At 34.7% G+C, this 21,801-nt stretch carries 16 protein-coding genes; all 16 read left to right on the top strand.

What is annotated here, in order from left to right:
* Positions 1-2 precede the first annotated feature (2 nt).
* A complete protein-coding gene (locus tag BV60_RS22260; protein ID WP_197029584.1) occupies positions 3-3,677 on the top strand; it encodes a glycosyltransferase family 2 protein in 3,675 nt (1,224 codons plus the stop codon).
* 215 nt (positions 3,678-3,892) lie between these two features.
* Positions 3,893-5,473 (top strand): glucosyltransferase domain-containing protein, encoded by a 1,581-nt coding sequence (locus BV60_RS0116300; RefSeq protein WP_029323439.1) that lies wholly within the window; start codon positions 3,893-3,895, stop codon positions 5,471-5,473.
* An 86-nt stretch (positions 5,474-5,559) separates the two neighbouring features.
* Positions 5,560-7,635 carry a sulfatase-like hydrolase/transferase gene (locus BV60_RS0116295; protein WP_051656803.1) on the top strand — a complete coding sequence of 692 codons (2,076 nt, stop codon included), beginning with the start codon at positions 5,560-5,562 and terminating at the stop codon, positions 7,633-7,635.
* Positions 7,636-7,670: 35 nt separating this feature from the next.
* The gene (locus tag BV60_RS0116290; protein ID WP_029323435.1) at positions 7,671-8,183 is read left to right on the top strand and encodes a hypothetical protein; all 513 of its coding nucleotides are present in this window, start codon (positions 7,671-7,673) and stop codon (positions 8,181-8,183) included.
* On the top strand, positions 8,173-9,546 hold the full coding sequence (locus BV60_RS0116285) for a hypothetical protein (RefSeq protein ID WP_156036138.1): 1,374 nt from the start codon (positions 8,173-8,175) through the stop codon (positions 9,544-9,546). Before BV60_RS0116290 ends, BV60_RS0116285 begins: the two co-directional genes overlap by 11 nt.
* Before the next feature lie 31 nt (positions 9,547-9,577).
* Positions 9,578-10,510, top strand: a complete 933-nt coding sequence (locus BV60_RS0116280; protein ID WP_029323431.1) for a glycosyltransferase family 2 protein — start codon at positions 9,578-9,580, stop codon at positions 10,508-10,510.
* Between the two features lie 47 nt (positions 10,511-10,557).
* Entirely contained in the window at positions 10,558-11,379 is an 822-nt protein-coding gene (locus tag BV60_RS0116275) for an N-acetyltransferase (protein WP_029323430.1), read from the top strand.
* Positions 11,380-11,491: 112 nt separating this feature from the next.
* Complete coding sequence (locus BV60_RS22255) at positions 11,492-12,952, top strand: glycerophosphodiester phosphodiesterase family protein (protein ID WP_051656802.1); 1,461 nt, start codon at positions 11,492-11,494, stop codon at positions 12,950-12,952.
* Between the two features lie 98 nt (positions 12,953-13,050).
* Complete coding sequence (locus BV60_RS0116265; protein WP_029323427.1) at positions 13,051-14,145, top strand: DegT/DnrJ/EryC1/StrS family aminotransferase; 1,095 nt, start codon at positions 13,051-13,053, stop codon at positions 14,143-14,145.
* Between the two features lie 24 nt (positions 14,146-14,169).
* Positions 14,170-14,580: a sugar 3,4-ketoisomerase gene (locus BV60_RS0116260; protein ID WP_029323425.1), complete on the top strand. Its 411-nt coding sequence runs from the start codon at positions 14,170-14,172 to the stop codon at positions 14,578-14,580.
* Between the two features lie 79 nt (positions 14,581-14,659).
* Positions 14,660-15,646 carry a glycosyltransferase family 2 protein gene (locus BV60_RS0116255; protein ID WP_029323423.1) on the top strand — a complete coding sequence of 329 codons (987 nt, stop codon included), beginning with the start codon at positions 14,660-14,662 and terminating at the stop codon, positions 15,644-15,646.
* Positions 15,647-15,666: 20 nt separating this feature from the next.
* The gene (locus BV60_RS0116250; protein WP_029323421.1) at positions 15,667-16,665 is read left to right on the top strand and encodes a glycosyltransferase; all 999 of its coding nucleotides are present in this window, start codon (positions 15,667-15,669) and stop codon (positions 16,663-16,665) included.
* A 68-nt stretch (positions 16,666-16,733) separates the two neighbouring features.
* Positions 16,734-17,711 (top strand): glycosyltransferase, encoded by a 978-nt coding sequence (locus BV60_RS0116245; RefSeq protein ID WP_156036136.1) that lies wholly within the window; start codon positions 16,734-16,736, stop codon positions 17,709-17,711.
* 98 nt (positions 17,712-17,809) lie between these two features.
* A complete protein-coding gene (gene gmd / locus BV60_RS0116240; RefSeq protein ID WP_051656801.1) occupies positions 17,810-18,901 on the top strand; it encodes a GDP-mannose 4,6-dehydratase in 1,092 nt (363 codons plus the stop codon).
* A gap of 42 nt (positions 18,902-18,943) precedes the next feature.
* Complete coding sequence (locus BV60_RS0116235; protein WP_029323415.1) at positions 18,944-20,941, top strand: DUF2142 domain-containing protein; 1,998 nt, start codon at positions 18,944-18,946, stop codon at positions 20,939-20,941.
* 15 nt (positions 20,942-20,956) lie between these two features.
* Positions 20,957-21,781: a glycosyltransferase gene (locus BV60_RS0116230; RefSeq protein ID WP_029323413.1), complete on the top strand. Its 825-nt coding sequence runs from the start codon at positions 20,957-20,959 to the stop codon at positions 21,779-21,781.
* The last annotated feature ends 20 nt before the right edge of the window (positions 21,782-21,801 follow it).

Genomic DNA, 21,801 nt, shown 5'->3' with positions numbered 1-21,801 from the left:
GTATGATAGATAATTTATTACATAAAATTGCATCGATGCAGATAAAATATAACGAAGTAAGCGAGGAATTATCTGAACTATTTGAATCTGTTTCTCCCTGGATGCAACAGATTTCTCAAGAACCTGTAAAAAAAATCGAGACCGATGATCTGCCGAATATTGATGATAGTTATGTTGGTCAGAATCTTATAGGCCATGTTCTGAACTATAAGTCCATTATTCCTGCATCGGTACCTAAATTAGGGAATATTGTACTTCATGTTATTACAGATGATGCCAATGATATAGAGCTATTGGAAGGCAGAATAAGCAGCTTTCCGTATATAACGGATGCGATTATTTCAACATCTGATTTACAGATTCGTGAAAAAGCAAAAAACAGTTTTAACGAATCAAGAAGTATTAGTAATGTTGAAATTCGTATTATCCCTGCTGAAGGTAATATGGAGCAGTATTTTACTGATTTATATAGTACATTGACTGATCGTTTTGGGTACATTCTACAATTTGATTTTTCCGGACAAACTCAGATGCAAAGAAATATTATGAATGATCTTTGCGGTAATGAGTTAATGTTCAGGCAATTTATGAACTTACTGGATTCGGATAGAAATGTTGGAGCTATAGTGCCATCAAGTATTGTAGCTGAGGCAAATGGACGGGGCTGGATACATGTAGGAACTACATTTTTTGCTTTGACATCACAATTACTTGAATGTAAAAGAATGCCTCTTGGAATTTCGCGTAAATCTATTGAAAATGGATACCATATCGCATTAAGTGATTTTGGTGAAAGAAAAGTATATTTTGATAGCGATGAAAGGTACTATTCATCATGCTTTTCTTATAATGCAGATGAACTTTCCGAGGATATCCGGGGAAAATATGAAGAGTATTTCTTTGATGTTGAAGATGTTTTGATCGATATGAGAACCGGTATTATTCGTAATGATATTTGGGATTTGCTTGTAAAGCTTTTGGATGCTCAGCGAGAGATAAAACTAATATATCATAAGCAACGGGATAAAAACGGAACTGTTTATTCACAGATAATTGCAAAGGATAAAAGGCTTAAGAGCAGAATAATTGTAATTGAAAGCAATGATGATTTAGATATACGATCTGTAACAGATAAAAAAGAATTGATCTATTTCACAAATGGAATTGTCAGCATTGTTAACTATGATGGTTTGGATATAGTCGCTATTCCTGAAGTGGATATGATGATGTCATGGACAAACAGCTATAAGGATATATCTTCGGATAAGAATTCGGTTGAATATTATCTGATGCATTATTATTGTGCCAAATATATATTTAATTCCCCATTTGCTATCAGTGAGAGCAGAGAAATTTCTTTAGATGAAAGAAATCAGTTCCTGCAAATGATTAACGAAATGCTGATGGCAGCTCCGGGAATTACTGATGAAAATCTTAAGTCTTTGGTTTCTAAGATTAACTATAAGGGAACACTTGGAAAAATGATTTCCCTCCTATTTGGTAAATCATTACCTAAGGAGTTTGGGATGATTAAAACTAAACTTCCGGGAGATTCTGCAATAATTGAAGAATTCATAGATGATTATATACAGGCTGGAGATTTGGCTGAAAAATATGATGGCATAAAGGATTCTGAATTAAGGGAGTACCTTAGGGAAAATAATATTGATTCCAAGATTTCATTTGAAGATATCAATACAATTTGCGAAGACATTAAGTCGTTGTCTCTGAAATCTTATTCATTTGCGATTGATAATAGATATGCTGACTATAATAACTGGTATCATGAAGTTGAACCCAAAAAGAAGGAACTTCAGGAACAGAGAGAGTATCACTTCGAGTATAAACCATTGTATTCAATAGTAATTCCGGTTTATAGGACAAAAGAAGTGTATCTGCGCAGGCTTTTGGATTCAATTACAATGCAGACATATGGGAATTTTGAAGTATGCATTGCTGATGCAAGTGAATATGAAAAAGGCTCTGACTGGAAGCATGGAGAACCCAGGACAGTATTAAAGGAATATTCAGAAAAGGATACCAGAATCAGATTTGAGATATTAGAAAAGAATAATGGAATATCTTTAAATACCAATGCTGCGATCAGTATGGCTAAGGGCGATTATGTGGTCTTTGCAGATCATGATGATGAACTTACCGTAAATGCATTATTTGAGTTTACAAAGGCTATAAATGAGAATCCATGGATTGAATTCATATATTCTGATGAAGATAAAGTCGATAAGACTTCGGAAGAGTTTTCATATCCACATTTTAAGCCTGATTTTAGTATGTCCCTACTTGAAAGTAATAACTATATATGCCATCTTATGGGAATTAAGAGATCATTACTGGAAGAGATTTCCGAAAATAATAATGGTACTGTGATATATGAGAGAAAAGAATTTGATGGTGCGCAGGACTATGATCTGATATTAAGATGCTGTGAGAAGGCTTTAAGTAATGAAGCTTCAATGGTAAAAGATATAGTAGCCGGTAATTATAAAGGCGATGATGGGGATGCTTTCATAAATACAGTTAATAAGCTTACCAATGAAGGCAGATATGTTTCATTAAAGATTCATCATGTTCCTAAGGTTTTATATCATTGGCGTGTATATGAACTGTCAACAGCAGGTGGTGTGGAGGACGTAAAGCCATATACTGTTGAAGCCGGTAGAAAAGCATTGTCTGAACATTATAAGAGATTGGATATCAAAGTAAGTGAGATACAGGATGGTGTAAGCAACAATGTTTATCATACGATTTATGAAAACAATAATCCGTTAGTATCAGTGATAATTCCCAGTAAAGATCATACTAATGATCTGGATAAGATTATTCGATCAGCATTGCACGGAAGTTACAAGAATATAGAGATCATTGTTGTGGAAAATAATTCAACAGAGGATGAGACTTGGGAATACTATAAAAATATTCAAAAAGAGTTTAGTAACGTTAAAATCGTTTATTACAAAGGTGGATTTAATTACTCTAAGTTGAATAATTTCGGAGTTGGGTATGCAAGCGGCGAATACTATTTGTTCCAAAATAATGACACAGAAATGATTTCTGAAGAGTCTATAACTGAAATGGTAGGCATTGTTCAGCGCAGGGATGTTGGTATTGTTGGTGCCAGATTGTTGTATGATGATGATACTATTCAACATGCGGGAATAGTTGTCGGAATGTGTGGAATTGCCTCAAATACATTTGTGGGAATAGGATCAGATCAGACATACTTTAATTATGGAATGTTCCTGCGAGATTATTCAGCGGTAACTGCAGCCAGCTTTATGGTGAAAAAAGAAGATTATGATGCAGTGAATGGATTTTCAGAAGATCTTGCGGTGGCGTTTAATGACGTTGATTTTTGCCTAAAGGTAAGAAGTCTTGGCAAAAAAGTTGTTTATAATCCATACGCATTATTTTATCATTATGAGTCTAAGTCCAGAGGATCTGATGAAAGACCTGAGAGAATTGAGCAGTTTCATCAGGAAATAATCCTTTTTGCTAAAAAATGGCCTGAAATAATAAAAGCAGGAGATCCATATTACAATCAGAATCTTACATTGTTGACAGAAGATTTTGGATTAAAAGTTCTGAGTAGAGAAACAATTGGAAAACCATGCTATAATGAACTGCTTACAGATATAATATTGGAAACAGGTGCCTAATCTGCTGTGATTATTGATTTTATATATAAGAAAAATATGAAAAGCTTACTTTGTTTTTGTTTTATAGCATATGCTTAAACAAGATCAAAGCCCTCCTTAAAATTCCGAAATCGGTATTACAGGAGGGCTTTTATGTGGCATATATATTTCTTATATAAAAAGATTTTGGTCTGGTACCATTTACGGATACAAGATGTGAAAGGAATAGTGTAATAGTGGAAAGAGAAAATGTCATAGGTGTGATTAATAAGAATATTAAAAAAAGATTTTTATTTGTGATTTCTGCATATGTCTTCGCAATTTTTGTATTTGGAATGTGGGCATTTAAAGATATTGTATCTTTTGACGCTGAAGGTTTTTATTCATTGGAAACTGGGAAAAAATGGTATGATCAATGGCTGGTGCTAGGTAGATGGGGATTTGTACTTCTGAAAAAAATACTTGGTGTTACTAGTATTAATCCCTTTTTTTCAATAACCGTGTTTTTTATTTGTTTCCCAATGTCAATTATAATTTGGAATATATTATTGGAGGAATGGAGTGGAAGAAAATCCAATCTGGCATCTGCAGTATTCCTTGGATTATATATGACAAACACTGTATGGGCACTGCAATTTGCTTACCGTAATCAAATAGAGGTATGCTCTATAGTTATGGTGCTTTTACCTGTAGGAGTAGCGTATTTTGGAAGGTACATTCAGAACAGATTAAAAAGAGATGCAATAATTGCATACATTATACTTACGTTTTCCTGTGGATGTTACCAATCCTTTTTTGTTATGTATATGGAAGGAGCACTTCTTTTTTTCTTTTATTATTTAATTAAGTGCCGAGATAAAGAGATACCGGTTAAGAAGATTTGGAATGATATCTTTAGAGCATTTATATTTACAATTATTATTTTTGCTTCTTATTTATTGATAACCAAAATTACATATTTGATTTTGGGTATCAATACATTAAATTCATACACGAGTAATCAGCTTAATTGGACTAAACAATCATTAGCAAAGAGTGTATCTGTGATATGGGATTGTATAGTTCAAAAGTCGTTTGGCAATCAGGTATTCACAGCTATATATGGTATAGAATGTTTATGTTTGGATGTTTTAGCTGTTATTTGGATTCGGGAAAAAAAGCAATATCGTGTGACAATGATTTTATTAGTAGTTTTCCTTGAATTATGTCCGTATGCATTAATTATCGCTACAGCAACTGAAAATGTAGATAGAGCTTTGTTTGGCTATGGATTAGGAGTAGCAGCCCTTTCCTGGCTATGCCTGACCGGTATATATGAGTTACTTCCAAAAACAAATAAAAAAATACTGTATGAATGGATATGTTTAGCAAGTATAATATGTTTTGTGATGCCTCAAATGCAGCTTTCAACCAGATTGCTATGGACGGATGTGCGTGTACTGGAACGTGATTATGAGAAAATGTCTTTGATTTATGAAAAAGCCTTGAGTCTGGGAGCAAAAGAGGGGGATGCTATTTGCTTTACAGGGACAAAAGAGAATAGAAAAAATGATTCATTTTTAGAATATGAGGTTGTTGGAGTATCATATTTTGAAGCGGACCCTACATTAAATTTTAATGAGAGAATAATAGATGCGATGCAGGCATATGGATATATTTTCGTATATCCAAGTGAAGAGCAGGTCGAGATTGCTAATGAAAATCAGAAGGATATGCCATGTTGGCCACAAGAAGGCGGTATCAAGGTAAATGATGGATTAGTAATAGTTAAACTAGGAGATAATAATATTTTATCTAAAAAGCATGTTCAAAAATGATAAAAGTTGCGTTCTGGGTAAAAAATTACGGTTTTTTTTAAGCGGTGACTTTGATAGGCGATTGTTAACATTGGAATGAGGATTTTATGGACAAAAAGGAGAAATCAAAAGAATTATTTAAGAATTCTATGCTTTTGCTACTTATAGTTCTTTCGATATTATCTGTTAGATTAGTTATGTGGGTATTCCATAATTGGGGCAACCTGAAAATGGATGAATTTATTTATACAATGACTGCTTCAAAGCAGGGAACTAATACAACTATGATTGAGGGGGCGATTAAATATTGTGTGCCTTGGGGAATAGTTGCAGGTGTTTTGGCTGCTATATTAATAATATATCTACATAAAAGAGAGAATTATTATCGGATAAGGAGATGGACAGCCGTTATTTCGGTGATTGCAATAATTTGTTCTATTTCTCATTTTTTTATCAATATTGGGATTATTGATTATGTAAAAAATCAATTTATTGTAACGTCATTTATAGATGAAAATTATGTAGCTCCGGATTCTGTGGATATTGTTTTTCCCGAACAAAAGAAAAATTTAGTATATATTTATGTTGAGTCCATGGAGTCAACTTTCTCAAGTACAGAATTCGGTGGGGGAAAGAAAAAAAATGTTATACCTGAATTAACGGAATTGGGCCTTGAAAATGGAACTTTTTCAGGTAACAAGAATGAGTTGAACGGAGGATATGCTCTATATGGTGCGACATACACCATGGGGGGATTGTTTGCTCAGACTTCAGGACTACCGTTGGTTATAAGTAATGAAACTCTTACGCTGTCGGACGGATTTATTCCCGGAATAACAGTCTTGGGAGATATACTGGATAAAAATGGATACAAGAATGTTTTTTGTATTGGTACAGATGCAGCATTTGGTGAAAGAGGTACTTATTTTTCCACGCACGGTAATTACGAAATAATGGATTATGGCTATTCTATAGAAAAAGGTGAGATACCTGATGATTATTCCAGAGAATGGTGGGGATATGATGATAGTATTCTGTATGAAAATGCAAAAAAGCATTTAACAGAATTATCACAGCAGGATCATCCCTTTAATTTCACAATGTTAACAGTGGATACACACGCTGAGGATGGTTATATATGTGATTTGTGTGATGACGAATTTGACATAAAGTATTCGAATGCATTTGCATGTGCCAGCAGACAAGTGGTGGAATTTGTTGAGTGGATTAAGGATCAGCCATTTTATGACAATACAGTCATAGTTATTTCAGGCGATCATTGTACAATGGATTCTGACTATTGCGACGATGTTGATGGTGATTATGAAAGACGGGTATTTACTACATGGATTAATTCATCAGTATCAGAGCGAAACGATGAGCATAGAGAATACTGTACAATGGATTATTTCCCCACTACTTTAGCTGCAATGGGAGTCAGCATTGAGGGTGATAAATTAGGATTGGGAACAAACTTGTTTTCAAATGAGAAAACACTTGTTGAAATATACGGTAAAGAAGAATTGGATGAAAAGCTGGCACAGAAAACACAGTTTTTTGATGGTTATATTTCAGATGTCAAGACACATACAGTAAATGCCGAATATGATGATTCTATAGGTTCTGTAGTTATAACTATGGATGTGGATAATTATTTAGATTGGGAATATAAAGATGTTGTTGCTGAGCTATCATGTCCAAACTCTGATATAAGTACAAAAATCAGTATGGAACTTAAGAATGGGAAATACTATGCTGAAGTGCCATTGGACGACTTTGATTTTGAGCCTGCAGATTATCAGATAGATGTTTATTTTGTTCTTAATAGTAACTTATATAAATGGTATGCCAAAACAACAATATTGATTCAGGAGATAAATTATAAATCGCCGTTCAATATCAATTTGGATGAAAAAAACAAAATGGCTGAAATAAGTTACGCACCCCCTGAAAATGCATACTACAAGACTTATTATGTTCCTGTTTGGAGTGAAAAGGATGGGCAGGATGATTTGAAATGGTATAAATTAGAGAAAAATAATGACGGAATATGGACGACTTCTATAGATTTGTCACAACATGCAGAAAGTGGAGAAAGCCTGGTTATTCAGCTTTATGGTGGAGATGAAGCTGCAGAAGATATAATAAAGACCAGAAGGATAAAACTACCTGATGAAAAATAAATGAGAAGTCCTATAAAACTTATAAAGGATAGAGAATGAAAAAGTTACATGAAAAGCATTTTTTATGCTTGCTATTTGGATTATCAATAGCAATCATTTTGATAATAATAAGAGTAGCGGGCTTATGGGAGATGAGAATAAAAAGCAGGAATTTATCAGATTATACTGCTGCAGATCCTCAAAGCTTTGAGTATTCATTGGAAAAGAATGAGTTTGTCTTCAATAAGCAGGAGAATAAATATATTATTACTATCAGCGGATGGCTGGCTTTATATGGTAAGGATAATGCTCCGATAATGATTCAGACCATTATTCATAATGACAATGATATAGCTTATGAGCTACCAACAGAGGTTAGTAAAAGAGAAGATGTAAATGAAAAAATAGGTGATGGTTTTGACCACACGTGGTCCGGATTTTTTACGAAAGTTGCCTGTCCCGGGGATATTCATGTGGAAGAAGGAGACTATGAAGTTTCATTTCTTCTTACGGTGGATGGGACAGAATACCTGATTAATACAGAAGAGAGGATTACAAGTGGAGAATAAAATGTGTAATACTCAAAAAAAGAGATCCCTGGTACTGTTTCTTATAGTCAGTCTGGTATTTGGGGTGCTGACGACATTTATAACTCTCGGAGGAGATGATTTAGTCTATATTCATAGACCGGATTTATCGACTATTTATTCAAAATGGGTTTATGTTTATGATGCATATTTTACCTGGTCATCCAGAGTATTAATTAATTTTGTCTGGATGGTCCTTATTGATATGGGGAAGTATGCATGGGGATTATATTTTGCAATAAGCTTGTTTGTTTTTTTCTATTCTGCTTCAGTGTTGTTTAATCCAAATGACAATCCTTTGGTAAATGAGTTCATAATTGTTACTGTAATGACATTTCCCTTTATACTTATTTGTAGTGCAGGCTGGATTGCAACAACAACTTGTTATTTTGGGCCACTTGCAGCGGGAATGTTTTCCTTGATTCCTATATTTAGAATATATAGGGAAGGGAAAGTAAGAAAAAAGGAATTTGTATTAAGTGCCATCATGTTAATATATGCATCTAGTGATGAACAGATGATGATGGTATTGCTTTTATGTTACCTGGTAGCATTTATTTATTTCGTTGTAGTAAAAAAGCCAATATTAAGTGTGCTTTTTCAGCTGTTTCTGTGTTTTGCTAATTGCGCGATTGTTTTTTTGAGCCCGGGAAACTCAGTAAGGAAAATGGCAGAAATAAGAGATCACTTTCCGGATTATTTAATGATGGGCCTTGATGATAAGCTTGAGCTTGGTCTGTCAACTACACTTAAATGGCTTATAATGGATGGGCATATTTTTTTCATAGAGTTTACGCTGATTATTGCCATTCTCATTGTAGTAAAATATAAAGAGCCTTTATATAGAGTTTGGGGAACAGTTCCTGTTATTTTTACCGTTTTATATAGTGTAATGGATAACTCTGCTCTGAAACTCTTTGGAAGTATGAAATCTCTTAAGGAGGCAGTTCCGTTTCATGGTGATATAAATGCTACAAATGGGGGAAAAGGATTAGCAGTATTACAATTAACGGTAATGCTTATAATAGTTACAATCCTTTATTTTGATATTATTTTAATCTGTGATACTATTGAGGAATTGCTGATATGTTCTGTTCTTCTTATAGGAGGAACTGGTTCCAGAGTAATAATGGGATTCTCACCTACTATTTATGTATCGGGATTTAGGACATGCTCAATTATGATAGTGTGCTTTATTTTTGTTACTGTTTTCCTGGGATCCAAATTGTTGCCAATGGTGAAGGAAGATGCTGTGGTTGAAAGGTCTCTGAAATGGCTTTTCCCTGTTACTACAATACTTCTTATGCTCAACTATGCATCTTTGGTTTTTGGATACTTCGTATGATTTTATATAATAGTTCTGAAAGTGTGTTTAAATGAAAGTTTCAGTAGTTATACCGATTTATTATAATGAGGATAATCTCAAACCTTTATATAATGATATAAAAGAGAAATTCATAGATAAGATTGACTATAAATATGAGATTATCATGGTAAATGATGGATCAAAAGACAAAAGCTATGAAGTAATGAAGGAACTTGCATTACTTGATAACAATATTAAAATTATTAGTCTTTCCAGAAATTTTGGATCTCACGCAGCGTGTCTATGTGGCTTATCTCATGCAACAGGCGATTGTGCAATAATTAAAGCAGCTGATTTACAGGAACCGACAGAGCTGATGCTTGACATGGTTGAGAGCTGGAAAAGTGGAAATAATGTGGTACTTGCATGCAGGGAAGCAAGGGAAGAAAGTAAGAGCCAGGTAGGCTTTGCAAATCTGTACTACTGGCTGGTGAGAAAGACATCTCTTCCAAACATGCCACAAAATGGTTTTGATGTCTATCTTCTTGATAAAAAGGTTATTAAGGTACTGGAAAGCCTGGATGAAAAGAATAGCGCAATAACAGGACAGATACTCTGGAGCGGATTTAAAACAGGTATTGTGTATTATACAAGGAGAGCAAGAGAAATCGGAACAAGTAAATGGACTTTAAAAAAGAAAATAAGACTTGTTTCTGATACACTGTTCAGCTTTTCAACGGTTCCGATCAGATTACTGGAAATGGTTGGAGTTCTTTCTTTCTTCATTGGAATAATTTGGGCAATCGTTGTTTTTATTTCAAAGCTGGTGGGCAATATTTCAGTTAGCGGATTTACAACTTTGTTCATTTTTAATTTGCTTAGTTTTGGCATAACTATGACATCAATGGGGATTCTGGGAGAATATCTGTGGAGAACCTTTGACGCATCTAGAAAGCGTCCGCCCTATATTATTGAAGATTCCAATAATACGGAAGACGAATAAAAACCAATTTTAGTTAATAGTATAATTAGCAGGGGAAGTAATTTGAAATGAGTAATATTGCTGAGAATGTAATATTTGGTCAAAATGTTACTATAGGAAATAACGTAACAATAAAAGCAGGATGTATTCTTGAGGATAATATAGTCTTAGGTGATAATACATATATAGACTTTGGAACAATTATTCATAGTAATGTTGAAATTGGCGAGAATACAGTTATTGGTGCAAGATGTATTCTTGGAGAATATCTTGTAGATTTCTATGAAGATAGAATAAACAAAAACCATAAGCTTGAAATTGGCAAGAATTCTCTTATTCGAAGCGAAACTATTATTTACGGTGATAATAAAATAGGTGCTTACTTTCAAACAGGCCACCGTGTCACAATAAGAGAAAATTCCAAGATTGGAGAGCATGTCAGAATAGGCACTCTATCTGACATTCAGGGAAATTGTGAAATCCAGGATTATGTAAGTATGCATAGCAATGTGCATATTGGAATGAAAAGTGTTATTAAGAAATATGCTATGATTTTCCCTTATGTTGTGCTCACAAATGATCCTAATCCCCCTTCAGAGTCACTCATGGGAGTAACGATAGAAGAATTTGCAATTGTTGCAACAGGAACAGTGGTTTTGCCGGGTAAGACAATTGGTAACGGTGCTCTTGTAGGAGCCGGCTCAATTGTAACAAAGGATGTTGCAGCCGATTCGATAGCTGTCGGCAATCCTGCGAAGGATCATGGACCAACAGAAAAAATAAAGGATGCTATCACCGGAGAACAGGTATATCCATGGAGATATACATTTGATAGAGGAATGCCTTGGGAAGGGATTGGCTATAATCAGTGGATTGAAGGAAGAGAATAATAAAAGGAAGTAGTCTGTTAGGTATTAAAAACTCAAAAATGTTTAATGATTAGTTTGAATTATTGCAAAATGATGGTTTGATCATATTATGCTATTCTGAGGAAAGGGCTCTATGAAAAAAATATTTAGCGTTTTCTTTTTGAGTTTATGCATTTTCATTAATATACAATCTACAGTTTTTGCTGCAAACATACAAAATAATGTTAAGAGTATTAATCACAGAGGTTATAACGTCATAGCTCCAGAAAACACAATTCCTGCGTTTGAATTGTCGGCGAGAATGGGGTTTGACTATGTTGAAGCGGATATATCGTTCACAAAGGACGATATGCCTGTATTGCTGCATGATGAAACAATCAATAGGACTGCCAGGCTTCGGAATGGTAAGAGCGTTTCTAAGGGTAACATATATATTAGTGACATTACCTATGAGGAGGCTCTTAAATATGATTTTGGCATTTGGAAGAATCAGAAATATAAAGGAACTAAAATTCCTACTTTTGAGGAATTCTTACTATTTTGTAAAAGAAATAGAATTCATCCGTATATAGAGATTAAAGATAATGGAAAAGACTATATAAAACATATAAAAAGACTAGTCGATATGGTAAAACATATAGATCTTTGTACAGGAGTAACATGGATATCTTTTCATTATGAATATCTTGAATGTGTTAAAAAATTGGATTCCAAAGCAAGATTAGGGCTTTTGACAGCTTGTTTGCCTGGAACTGAGTTAAAAATTATTAAACAAGCTAATAGTTTGCAAACAGGCGAAAATGAGGTGTTCCTAGATATAATGCTATCATCAGTAAGTAATGCATTAATTACTCAATGCAAAAAAAATAACGTACCATTAGAAGTGTGGACTATTGCGAAGGCTGATGAAGTTGTTAAATTGAATCCATATATTTCCGGAATAACGACTAATCAAATTCACTATAATGATATTTATCCAAGATTACCTCAGCCAGAGTCAGAGCCTAGTGCGGCTTCGTTAAAAGGTTTTTATTCAGGATTACAAATAACTCAACCGGGAGATAAACTAAAAGTTAAATGGGAAAAAGCTGAACAAATTGCACGATATAAAGTATTTGTTGCATATTTGGGTGAAGAATTTGTTGATATCCCGGTGAAAACGACACATGGTAATACAGCAATAATAAAGAAAATAGATGGTGAAAAGTTTGATAATACAAGGACAATGAAGATTTATGTTGCTGCATATGATATGGAAAACAAACTTATCGGTAAAACTATTACAGCATATGTTGCAGGTAAAAGGAGTAGTAAGTATGCGAATCCTAAAAATCTAAAAGTCCGAAATAGTAGTATTTCACTTGCTGTTGGAGAATCTGTTAAAGTAGAAGCTGTTACCCAAAAGGATAATAACGAGCTAAAGTACATTTCGGATTCAAACGTACCGAAATACAGGTATGCTTCGACGGACTCATCAGTGATAAAAGTGGATAAGAATGGGAAGATATTTGCAAAAGCTGAAGGAACAGGTCTGGTATATGTTTATGCAAAAAATGGTCTTTCAAAAAAAATAAAAGTTAATGTATTTGAATAAATACCATAAATATATATTATTGTGACCCTGCCGGAAGGAAGAAAGTTTACAGTATAATAAAAGAGATTTTGATAATAGACGTATGGAGGTAAATAAGGGTGGAAAGAATAACGCCTAACAGGCTTGACAGAGGATTTTTTCAGTATCAGGAAGAATTTGAGAATAAAGCGATAGAAGTACTTCGCTCAGGATGGTATGTCCTTGGAAATGAAGTAAAAAGTTTTGAACAGGAATTTGCAGCTTATGTCGGTGCTAAACATTGTGTTGGCCTTGCCAGTGGATTGGATGCACTTTGGATAGCTTTTAGAATACTCGGAATAGGCGCCGGTGATGAAGTTATAGTTCAGGGCAATACATATATTGCAAGTGTAATGGGAATTACTATGAATGGTGCAACACCTGTATTTGTTGAGCCGGATGAGTATTTTAATATTGATGCATCAAAAATAGAAGAAAAGATAACAGATAAGACAAAAGCTGTTCTGGTTGTTCATTTATATGGTCAGGCTTCTAATATGGCTCCCATAGTAGAAACGTGTAAGAAGCATAATTTACGACTTGTTGAGGATTGTGCACAGTCTCACGGAGCAAAATATGATGGAAAAACAACAGGAACATTTGGAGATATAGGATGTTTTTCATTTTATCCTTCTAAAAATCTGGGAGCATTCGGCGATGCAGGTGCTATTGTAACTAATGATGACAAGATTGCTGAAGACACCAGAGTATTTAGAAATTATGGATCAGAAAAGAGATATTACAATAAAGTTGTTGGTGCAAATTCAAGACTTGATGAATTACAGGCTGGTCTTTTAAGAGTTCGCTTAAGTCATTTGGACGACCTGGCCGAAGAGAAGAGACTTATTTGCGAAAGATATTTAGCAGAGCTTAATAATGATAAAATCACTCTTCCCAAGATAAGAGAAGGCTCTACACACATTTGGCATCAGTTTGTAATTAAATCAGATTATAGAGATGAGCTGATTGATTATTTGGATAATAAGGGGATTGGAACTATAATTCATTATCCTATTCCGCCACATCTCTCAGAAGCTTATGCATATTTAGGACTGAAGAAGGGCGATTTACCAATAACAGAAAGATATGCAGAAACAGTTCTTTCGATTCCGCTTTACAATGGTATGACCAAGGAAGAACAGGATTATGTAATTAAATGCATTAATGAATTTTAACCTATTCAGACAAGGAGAAATGTTATGAATGTTGTGCAGATGGCACAAATGCTGGAATTTTCACAAAAAGGTGATGAGCGAGGACATTTGGTTATTGTAGAAGGAGCAGAGGATATTCCTTTCGAGATAAAGAGAATTTTTTATATCTACGGTTCAGATAAAGATGTTATTCGTGGACAGCATGCTAATAAGAGAAGCGAGTTTGTTTTAATCAATGTTGCAGGGACCAGTAAGGTAAAAGTTCGTGATGGCAAGGGAAATGAAGCAGTTTACTCTCTCAATAGACCACATACGGGAATTTATTTACCAAGAATGGTATGGAAAGATATGTTTGATTTTAGTGAGGACTCAGTACTTCTTTGTCTCTCAAGTGAACATTATGACCCCGAAGAATATATAAGAGATTATAATGAGTTCGTTAGTCTCGTAAACTAATGAGTATTTATCCGGAGCGCGAATTATAAAATTGATGTATTGTATGACACAGCAATGACATCTGAAATTTAGGAGCAGTATGATAGCAATTTTGATGTGTACTTATAATGGGGCACAATATTTAGCTGATCAGATTGAATCTATTCTGAATCAGTCAATAAAAGATTTTAAACTTTATATTTCAGATGATGGATCAACAGATAATACAATACAAATAATTGAAGAATATGAAAAAAAATACCCTTCACAGGTAAAACAGATATCACTTGATCAAAAACATAATGGTGCATGTATGCATTTTCTGAAGGCTTTAAAAAATAAAGAAATAATGAGTGCTGATTATGTTATGCTGTCTGATCAGGATGATATTTGGCATGCAAATAAGATTGAGGTGACTCTGTCTCAGATGAAACAGTTGGAAGACAAGAACGGTAAAGATAGACCGCTACTTGTATACTGTGATTCTGAATTGGTAAATGATGATGGGATAATTGTTGCTCCTTCATTTATGGGATTTGCAAATTACAATGCAAATAAGACGACATTTTCACACATATTGATTCAAAATACGGTAACAGGAGCCGCCTCTATGTTTAACAGAGCATTATGCGAATTGTTGGAGGAAACTCCTGATAAATGTATGATGCATGATCATTGGATTGCTCTTATAGCAACAGGGCTGGGAGATGTTTCTTATATAGATAAGCAGCTATATTCATACAGACAGCATGGAGATAATGTTTTAGGTGCCAATAAAGGTGGGATTTACGAGGAAGTAATAGGCTTTTGGGGTAAGAGAGAGGGTAAGCGCAAAAAGAGAGAAGAAGTTCGCAGACAGGTCAGGGAAAACTATCAAAGAATGATAGATCAGGCAGGAATTTTCAAAGAATTCTTTTTTGATGATCTTGATTTATCCAAACAAAAGACCATATCTGCATTTGTAAATATTTCTGAAAAGGGACCTTTTGCAAGAGTCTGGACATTACTAAAATATAATATTGTCTGTGATAACTGGTATAGAGTGATTGGTCAATGCTTGTTCTTTTTTAGAACTTCTTTTAGCTAAATAAAGATGCAGAGAAATATATGGAGAAAATAGAAAATAAAGTATCGGTCATAATACCAATATACAACGGAAGTATTTATATAGAGAATCTATTTGATCAGTTTGATCGCCAGACATATACAAGACTTGAAATCCTTTTTATTGATGATGGTTCTACCGATGGTTCTGACCAAATTATCAATAATATGATTTTAGGAAGAGAGATTTCTTCAAAGCAATATCGATTAATAATACAGCAAAACACCGGACAAGGTGGCGCTCGTAACCGCGGAATCGAAGAGGCAACGGGCGACTACCTTGTTTTTGTTGACCAGGATGACTATATTAAAGAGGACTATATAGAACAACTTCTTAAGAAAGCTACCCTTTCGGATTGTGATATTGTTATATCCGGATATGAACATGTGACAATTGGCGGTGAGGTCAAAGAGCATGTTGAACTTACAAACAGTGAGTGGTGTCGCTTTATGAATATTACCCCCTGGGGAAAAATCTATCGTACAGCATATGTTATAGAGAATAAAATAAGGTTTTTACCTGTACCTTTGGGAGAGGATATATACTTTAATATATTGTGTTATTCACTTGCAAAACAGATAGCTTTTACAGATTATGTTGGTTATCAGTGGGTTATAAATGAAAAATCAGTATCAAATACTGTTCACAAAGCTGTAAGTGAAGAGTCAAATGTTTTGAGATTATTTGAGGCACTTATAAATATGGATAGTGCAGAAAACTGGACTAAAGATGATCAGTACAGATATTTTATTTTAAAAACAGGAATATTCCATTTGTTGTATGCGGCAAAGGATACAACTGTGAAACGTCTTCTTGAATACAGAGATGAGATTTTTCAGTGGATGGATCATAATATACCGGGAATTGAGAAGAATGAATTGATTTCATATAATAAACCCGTAGGAGAACGGACGGGGGTCAGATATGCGGTATTTATATTTATGATTCTGAGGAGATTACGTTTAGATGGGATGTTTTTAAGATTTTTTCATTTTATGTAATTGATGATATATGTATAATGTGGATATTATACGTATAGAGATAGGCTATTACGATACAAGGAGATGTTTTGTCAGTAAATGTATTAATGTGTACATATAATGGGGAGAAATACCTTGGGGCACAGTTGGATTCAATTATTAATCAATCCTACAAGGATTTGGTTATATACGTAAGGGATGATGGGTCAACTGATAATACCGCAGAAATTATCAGAGGTTACGAAAAAGAATACCCGGGCAAGGTTGTATTTGTAAAAACAGAAGAGCATCTTGGGTATCCGGATTGCTTTTGGGACATTTTAAAGAAATGTCCTACTGCAGATTACTATGCTTTTAGTGATCAGGACGACGTATGGGAAACAAATAAAATAGAGCGGGCTGTTGAGTATATGGCATGCAAAGGTCGCTCGTTATCACTTTATATTCATGATTACGATAATTGCAATGGGAATCTGGAGTTGATAAGCCATCATGCTATAGGTGATATATCATTGCTAACTGATAGGAGTATACTATTTTATACGTATGCATCAGGATTTTGCATGGTTATAGATAATAATATGCGTGATATGCTTAATTCTTTAAGCTTGATTGGTAAAGCCATGTATCATGATGAAATATGTATATGGTTAGCGCATTTTTACGGAAAAACATTATATGATGATGCGACTCTTACTAAATATCGCAGGCATGAATCAACGGTTACTGAGTATGGAAATGGAATTATTAAACTTATATCCAACTGGTTAAGGCGTGAGATATTAGGCCGGGAATTTGGAGATAAATGCAAACGGATAAAACATTTTTTAGCGATAAAAGATGATGTTGAGAAATATATAGCAGCAGGTAAATACAGATTTGATACCTCAGATATAAAAAAATTTCCAGTTAAAACCTATAGAGAATGGTCACTATTGTCAGGTAATAACGATAGACTTGGCGGGTACCTGAAAAGACTGTTTTACCCACATAGATTGCGGCCTACTATAGGAGGGGAGCTTGCTCTGAGAATTCTTTTTTTGCTTAATCGCAACGAGGCAGATTGATCAGTATATTCATTTAGAGTGAGTTAATTTAGCTTCTTTATTGTGTGTGATATAATATACCATGCTATTTGGATTTTTATATTCGGAAAGGAATAATTATGACTAAGAAAGCATTGATTACAGGTGTAACCGGACAGGACGGATCATATCTTGCTGAGTTCTTATTGGAGAAAGGATATGAAGTGCATGGCGTGATTCGCCGTTCATCTGTTGATTATAGAGAGAGAATTGCACATCTTGAGGGTACAGAGAATTTTCATCTTCACTATGGTGATCTTGGGGATTCCATGAGTATTGTTGATGTTGTTAATAAAGTTAAGCCTGATGAAATATATAATTTGGCTGCTCAGAGTCATGTTCAGGTTTCGTTTGATTCGCCCGAATTTACGGCAGATGTTGATGCAGTAGGTGTTCTCAGAATTCTTGAGGCTGTTCGTTTGTGTGGGTTAGCAGATACTTGCAGAATATATCAGGCTTCAACTTCAGAGCTTTATGGAAAGGTTGAAGAGGTCCCCCAGAATGAGAATACACCGTTCCATCCTTATAGCCCTTATGCAGTTGCAAAGCAGTATGGTTTCTGGATCGTGAAGGAATACAGAGAAGCATATAATATGTTCTGTTGCTCGGGAATTTTGTTTAACCATGAATCAGAGCGAAGAGGTGAAACTTTTGTTACAAGAAAGATAACACTTGCAGCAGCTCGTATTGCTCAGGGAAAGCAGGAGAAGCTCTATCTTGGAAACCTGGATTCACTTAGGGATTGGGGATATGCGAAGGATTATGTAGAGTGTATGTGGCTTATCCTTCAGAATGACAAACCCGAGGATTTTGTTATTGCGACAGGTGTACAGCATTCTGTTCGTGAATTTGCTACACTCGCCTTCCATCATGCCGGAATAGAGATCGAATGGCAAGGAGAAGGGATCGATGAAAAGGGTATAGATAAAGCTACAGGAAAAGTAGTTGTTGAAGTAAGTCCTGATTTCTATCGCCCCACAGATGTAGTGAACCTTTGGGGAGACCCTGGTAAGGCGAAGAAACTGCTTGGGTGGAATCCTACAAAGACAAGTTTCGAAGAGCTTGTTGAGATTATGGTCAAGCATGATATGGAGAAAGTTGGCGTAGAGCGTGCCAGTGAGAGAATAAAGACCAACCTTGCAGAATATCTGGAAAAGGGTGTCGTGAAATAAGTTAGTTTGTTTTTTTATTCTGGGATCTATTAGGAGAATCAGGTGGACGTTGTAAAAAAGAAAAAACTATTGGGGTTTATAGCCATGATTATTTTCATGGCTTTTTCTCTTATAATGACATACGTTGCTCAGTTGGATTTGAGTTTTGAAAATTCTGTCAGGGATACTTGGAGATGGGCACATAAGAGTAATGTTGAATGGGAATTAGAGCTAAATGATAAAGCTACACATCTTGAAGAAGTTTTTCTATGCACGGTTCCCGGATTAGAGAGTGTATCAATATATGCAAAAAAAGCAGGGACAGGTGCTGATGCTAAAATCAGCATCTCTCTTTATGATGTTGAAACGGGAGAAATGGTTGGGAACAGGGTAAAATCTATTTCCGGAGTTTTTGAAGAGGAAGATTTCAGTGTTTTAAAAGTGAAGTTGCCAAGCGATATTGAGTCTAAGAATAGATATTTCAGGCTTGCAGTAGATGTAGAGAACATGAAAGACGGGTCTCTGTTTTTAAATGCTAATAAGAAGCAAGGCATAGTTGCATCTTTTAATAATAATGAACAGGATAAGACTAATGTTGTATATGCAATAAGATATGACAATGTTGGAATAATAAGACCGCTTTTTCTTATCTGGGGTGTATTTGTAGTTTTATTTGTTCTTTTTATTTATTTTTTTATTATTGTTAAAAGCTTCAATATAACAAAAATCTTTTTACCAATTACAATAATCTATGGGATTCTCATGTTAGTAGCAGTACCTGTAAATGGTGTGCCAGATGAAAGCTGGCATTTGGATACTGCTTACAAATATTCAAATTATATGATGGGTATAAGTAGTACCGGAAATAAAGACACAATTTATAAGAGACGTTGTGATGTGATTCTGACGGATATGCTTCCAAATGATATCGAAACAGGCTCCTACTATCAGATGATCACAGGACTAAAAGATAAAAGTGGTGATACATCTTTGCAGGAAGTATCCTATTTTGATTCAGGGAAACAGGTTTTGTTTCTTAATTTTATTCCTCAGGCTTTGGGACTTAGTATTGGCAGATTACTTGGATTATCATCTGTACTTACTTACCAATTGGCCAGGCTTTTGAATCTTTTGGTATATGCCTTGCTCGCATGGTCAGCGATAAAAATTATTCCATTTTTAAAAGAAATGCTTGCGATGACTACTCTTTTGCCAATAATGGTTCATCAGGCAGCATCTTTTTCATATGATGGCGTTCTTATGGGAATGATATTTTTGTTTATTGCTGTTTGTTTATATTTAATGGAGACAGAACAAGCTGACATAAAATGGTATATTCTTTGTGGACTCTTGGTGGTCTATTTATTACTTAATAAAGGAGCAGTATATTTACCTATTGCTTTGATTTTGTTTTTGATAAAGAGCCCCGGCTTTATGAATAAAATAAAAGCTAACAGAAAAATTCTGATGGTTGTTGCTATATGTACTTTTGTATTAATGGCGGTATTAGTAGTTATCAAGTTTTTGCCGATACTGAGCGGAATTGTAGTAGGAGCAGAATCCAATAATGGCCCCGAAGATACACTCAGTCTTATGCATGTTTTAAAGCATCCTATGCTTGTAGTTGCTCTTGTCTGGAACACGATTTTTGTTGAAAGTAATAAGTTGTTCCTGGGAACCTTTGGTGGAGTGCTCGGATGGAATAATGAAATTATTATAACCTTCCTTCCAATTTTGAATTGTATTGGACTTTTACTTTTATCAAACTGTACAGATAAGAAATTTATAACCATTAAACTAAAGAGAATATTTGTTTTAAGCGGAATACTGTCGATTACCCTTATTGCACTGGCTATGATTATTGCAGAAACAACGTATTCATCGACTTCAATATATGGTCTTCAGGGAAGATATTTTGTTCCACAGACCTTTTTGATAATTGTTGGTATTATGTCAGGCATGTTTGAGATAAAAAAAGAGAAGGCACCGGGAATTATGACTATGATGCTGACAGTTGATGCATTTATCATGCTTCAGCTATTTGCAAGTGTCATTGGATAATGGGAGATTACTGATTTGAGCAGAATTACAGTTGTTTGCTGTTATAATGATGTACAGCAATTTGAGAATCTAAAAAAGGAATTGGAGGCACAGTCTGAAAGTGCCAAACTGATAGGTATTAATAATACATCATCACGATTTGGCTCCTGTGCTGCAGCTTATAACAGTGTAATTAAGGATGTCTCTACTCCTTTTGTTATTTACTCACACCAGGATATTGTATTTGAAGATACAGATAACATTAAACAGCTTGCAGATTATCTTGAAAAGACTGGAATAGATGATATCCTCGGTGTTGCAGGGGTTCGTAGAAGTCCTAAGGCAACATATACAAATATATATCATGGAATCAGTAATAAGAGACCTGCGGGTAAACTGAAAATTGAAGGAATAGAAGAATGTGAGTCAGTTGATGAATGCTTATTTGGTGGTCATACTGATCATTTTAGAAAAGAGCCCTTTGATGAAGTTATTTGCAATAACTGGCATCTGTATGCCGTAGAACAGTGCATTCGGACTAAAGTCCAAGGTAACAAGGTATGGATGTGTGATGTTGCTTTGTATCATTGCTCTGATGGGGAGCACAATGATAAGCTTCACGAAAATTTTCTTGTGCTTTCTAAGGCTTATCATAAAAAGCTTGAATATATTGCGACACCTTGCTGCCGGGGCTGTACAGGACTTATTCGAAGAAATTGGGGGTATTTGAAGCGAAACAGAAAACTGGGTATATATAGCGACAGTAGATTGGTAAATGCTGCTTTCAAACGTATAGACAAACTTAGCAAAAGAAGCCAGCTTATTCATTACTGCCTTTACGGTAATTATATTTTTAAGTGAGAAACGAGCTTTGATATTGA

It is taken from the genome of Butyrivibrio sp. AE3004 (genome assembly GCF_000703165.1).
Lineage (GTDB): Bacteria > Bacillota > Clostridia > Lachnospirales > Lachnospiraceae > Butyrivibrio.
This window is presented reverse-complemented; position numbering and strand designations above follow the sequence as displayed.

Bases quoted from the DNA above. Each gene is read 5' to 3' on its own strand.
- BV60_RS0116260 (WP_029323425.1), top strand. From the start codon at position 14,170: ATGAATGTTGTGCAGATGGCACAAATGCTGGAATTTTCACAAAAAGGT.
- BV60_RS22260 (WP_197029584.1), top strand. From the start codon at position 3: ATGATAGATAATTTATTACATAAAATTGCATCGATGCAGATAAAATAT.
- BV60_RS0116290 (WP_029323435.1), top strand. From the start codon at position 7,671: ATGAAAAAGTTACATGAAAAGCATTTTTTATGCTTGCTATTTGGATTA.
- BV60_RS0116295 (WP_051656803.1), top strand. From the start codon at position 5,560: ATGGACAAAAAGGAGAAATCAAAAGAATTATTTAAGAATTCTATGCTT.
- BV60_RS0116255 (WP_029323423.1), top strand. From the start codon at position 14,660: ATGATAGCAATTTTGATGTGTACTTATAATGGGGCACAATATTTAGCT.
- BV60_RS22255 (WP_051656802.1), top strand. From the start codon at position 11,492: ATGAAAAAAATATTTAGCGTTTTCTTTTTGAGTTTATGCATTTTCATT.
- BV60_RS0116250 (WP_029323421.1), top strand. From the start codon at position 15,667: ATGGAGAAAATAGAAAATAAAGTATCGGTCATAATACCAATATACAAC.
- BV60_RS0116275 (WP_029323430.1), top strand. From the start codon at position 10,558: ATGAGTAATATTGCTGAGAATGTAATATTTGGTCAAAATGTTACTATA.
- gmd (WP_051656801.1), top strand. From the start codon at position 17,810: ATGACTAAGAAAGCATTGATTACAGGTGTAACCGGACAGGACGGATCA.
- BV60_RS0116280 (WP_029323431.1), top strand. From the start codon at position 9,578: ATGAAAGTTTCAGTAGTTATACCGATTTATTATAATGAGGATAATCTC.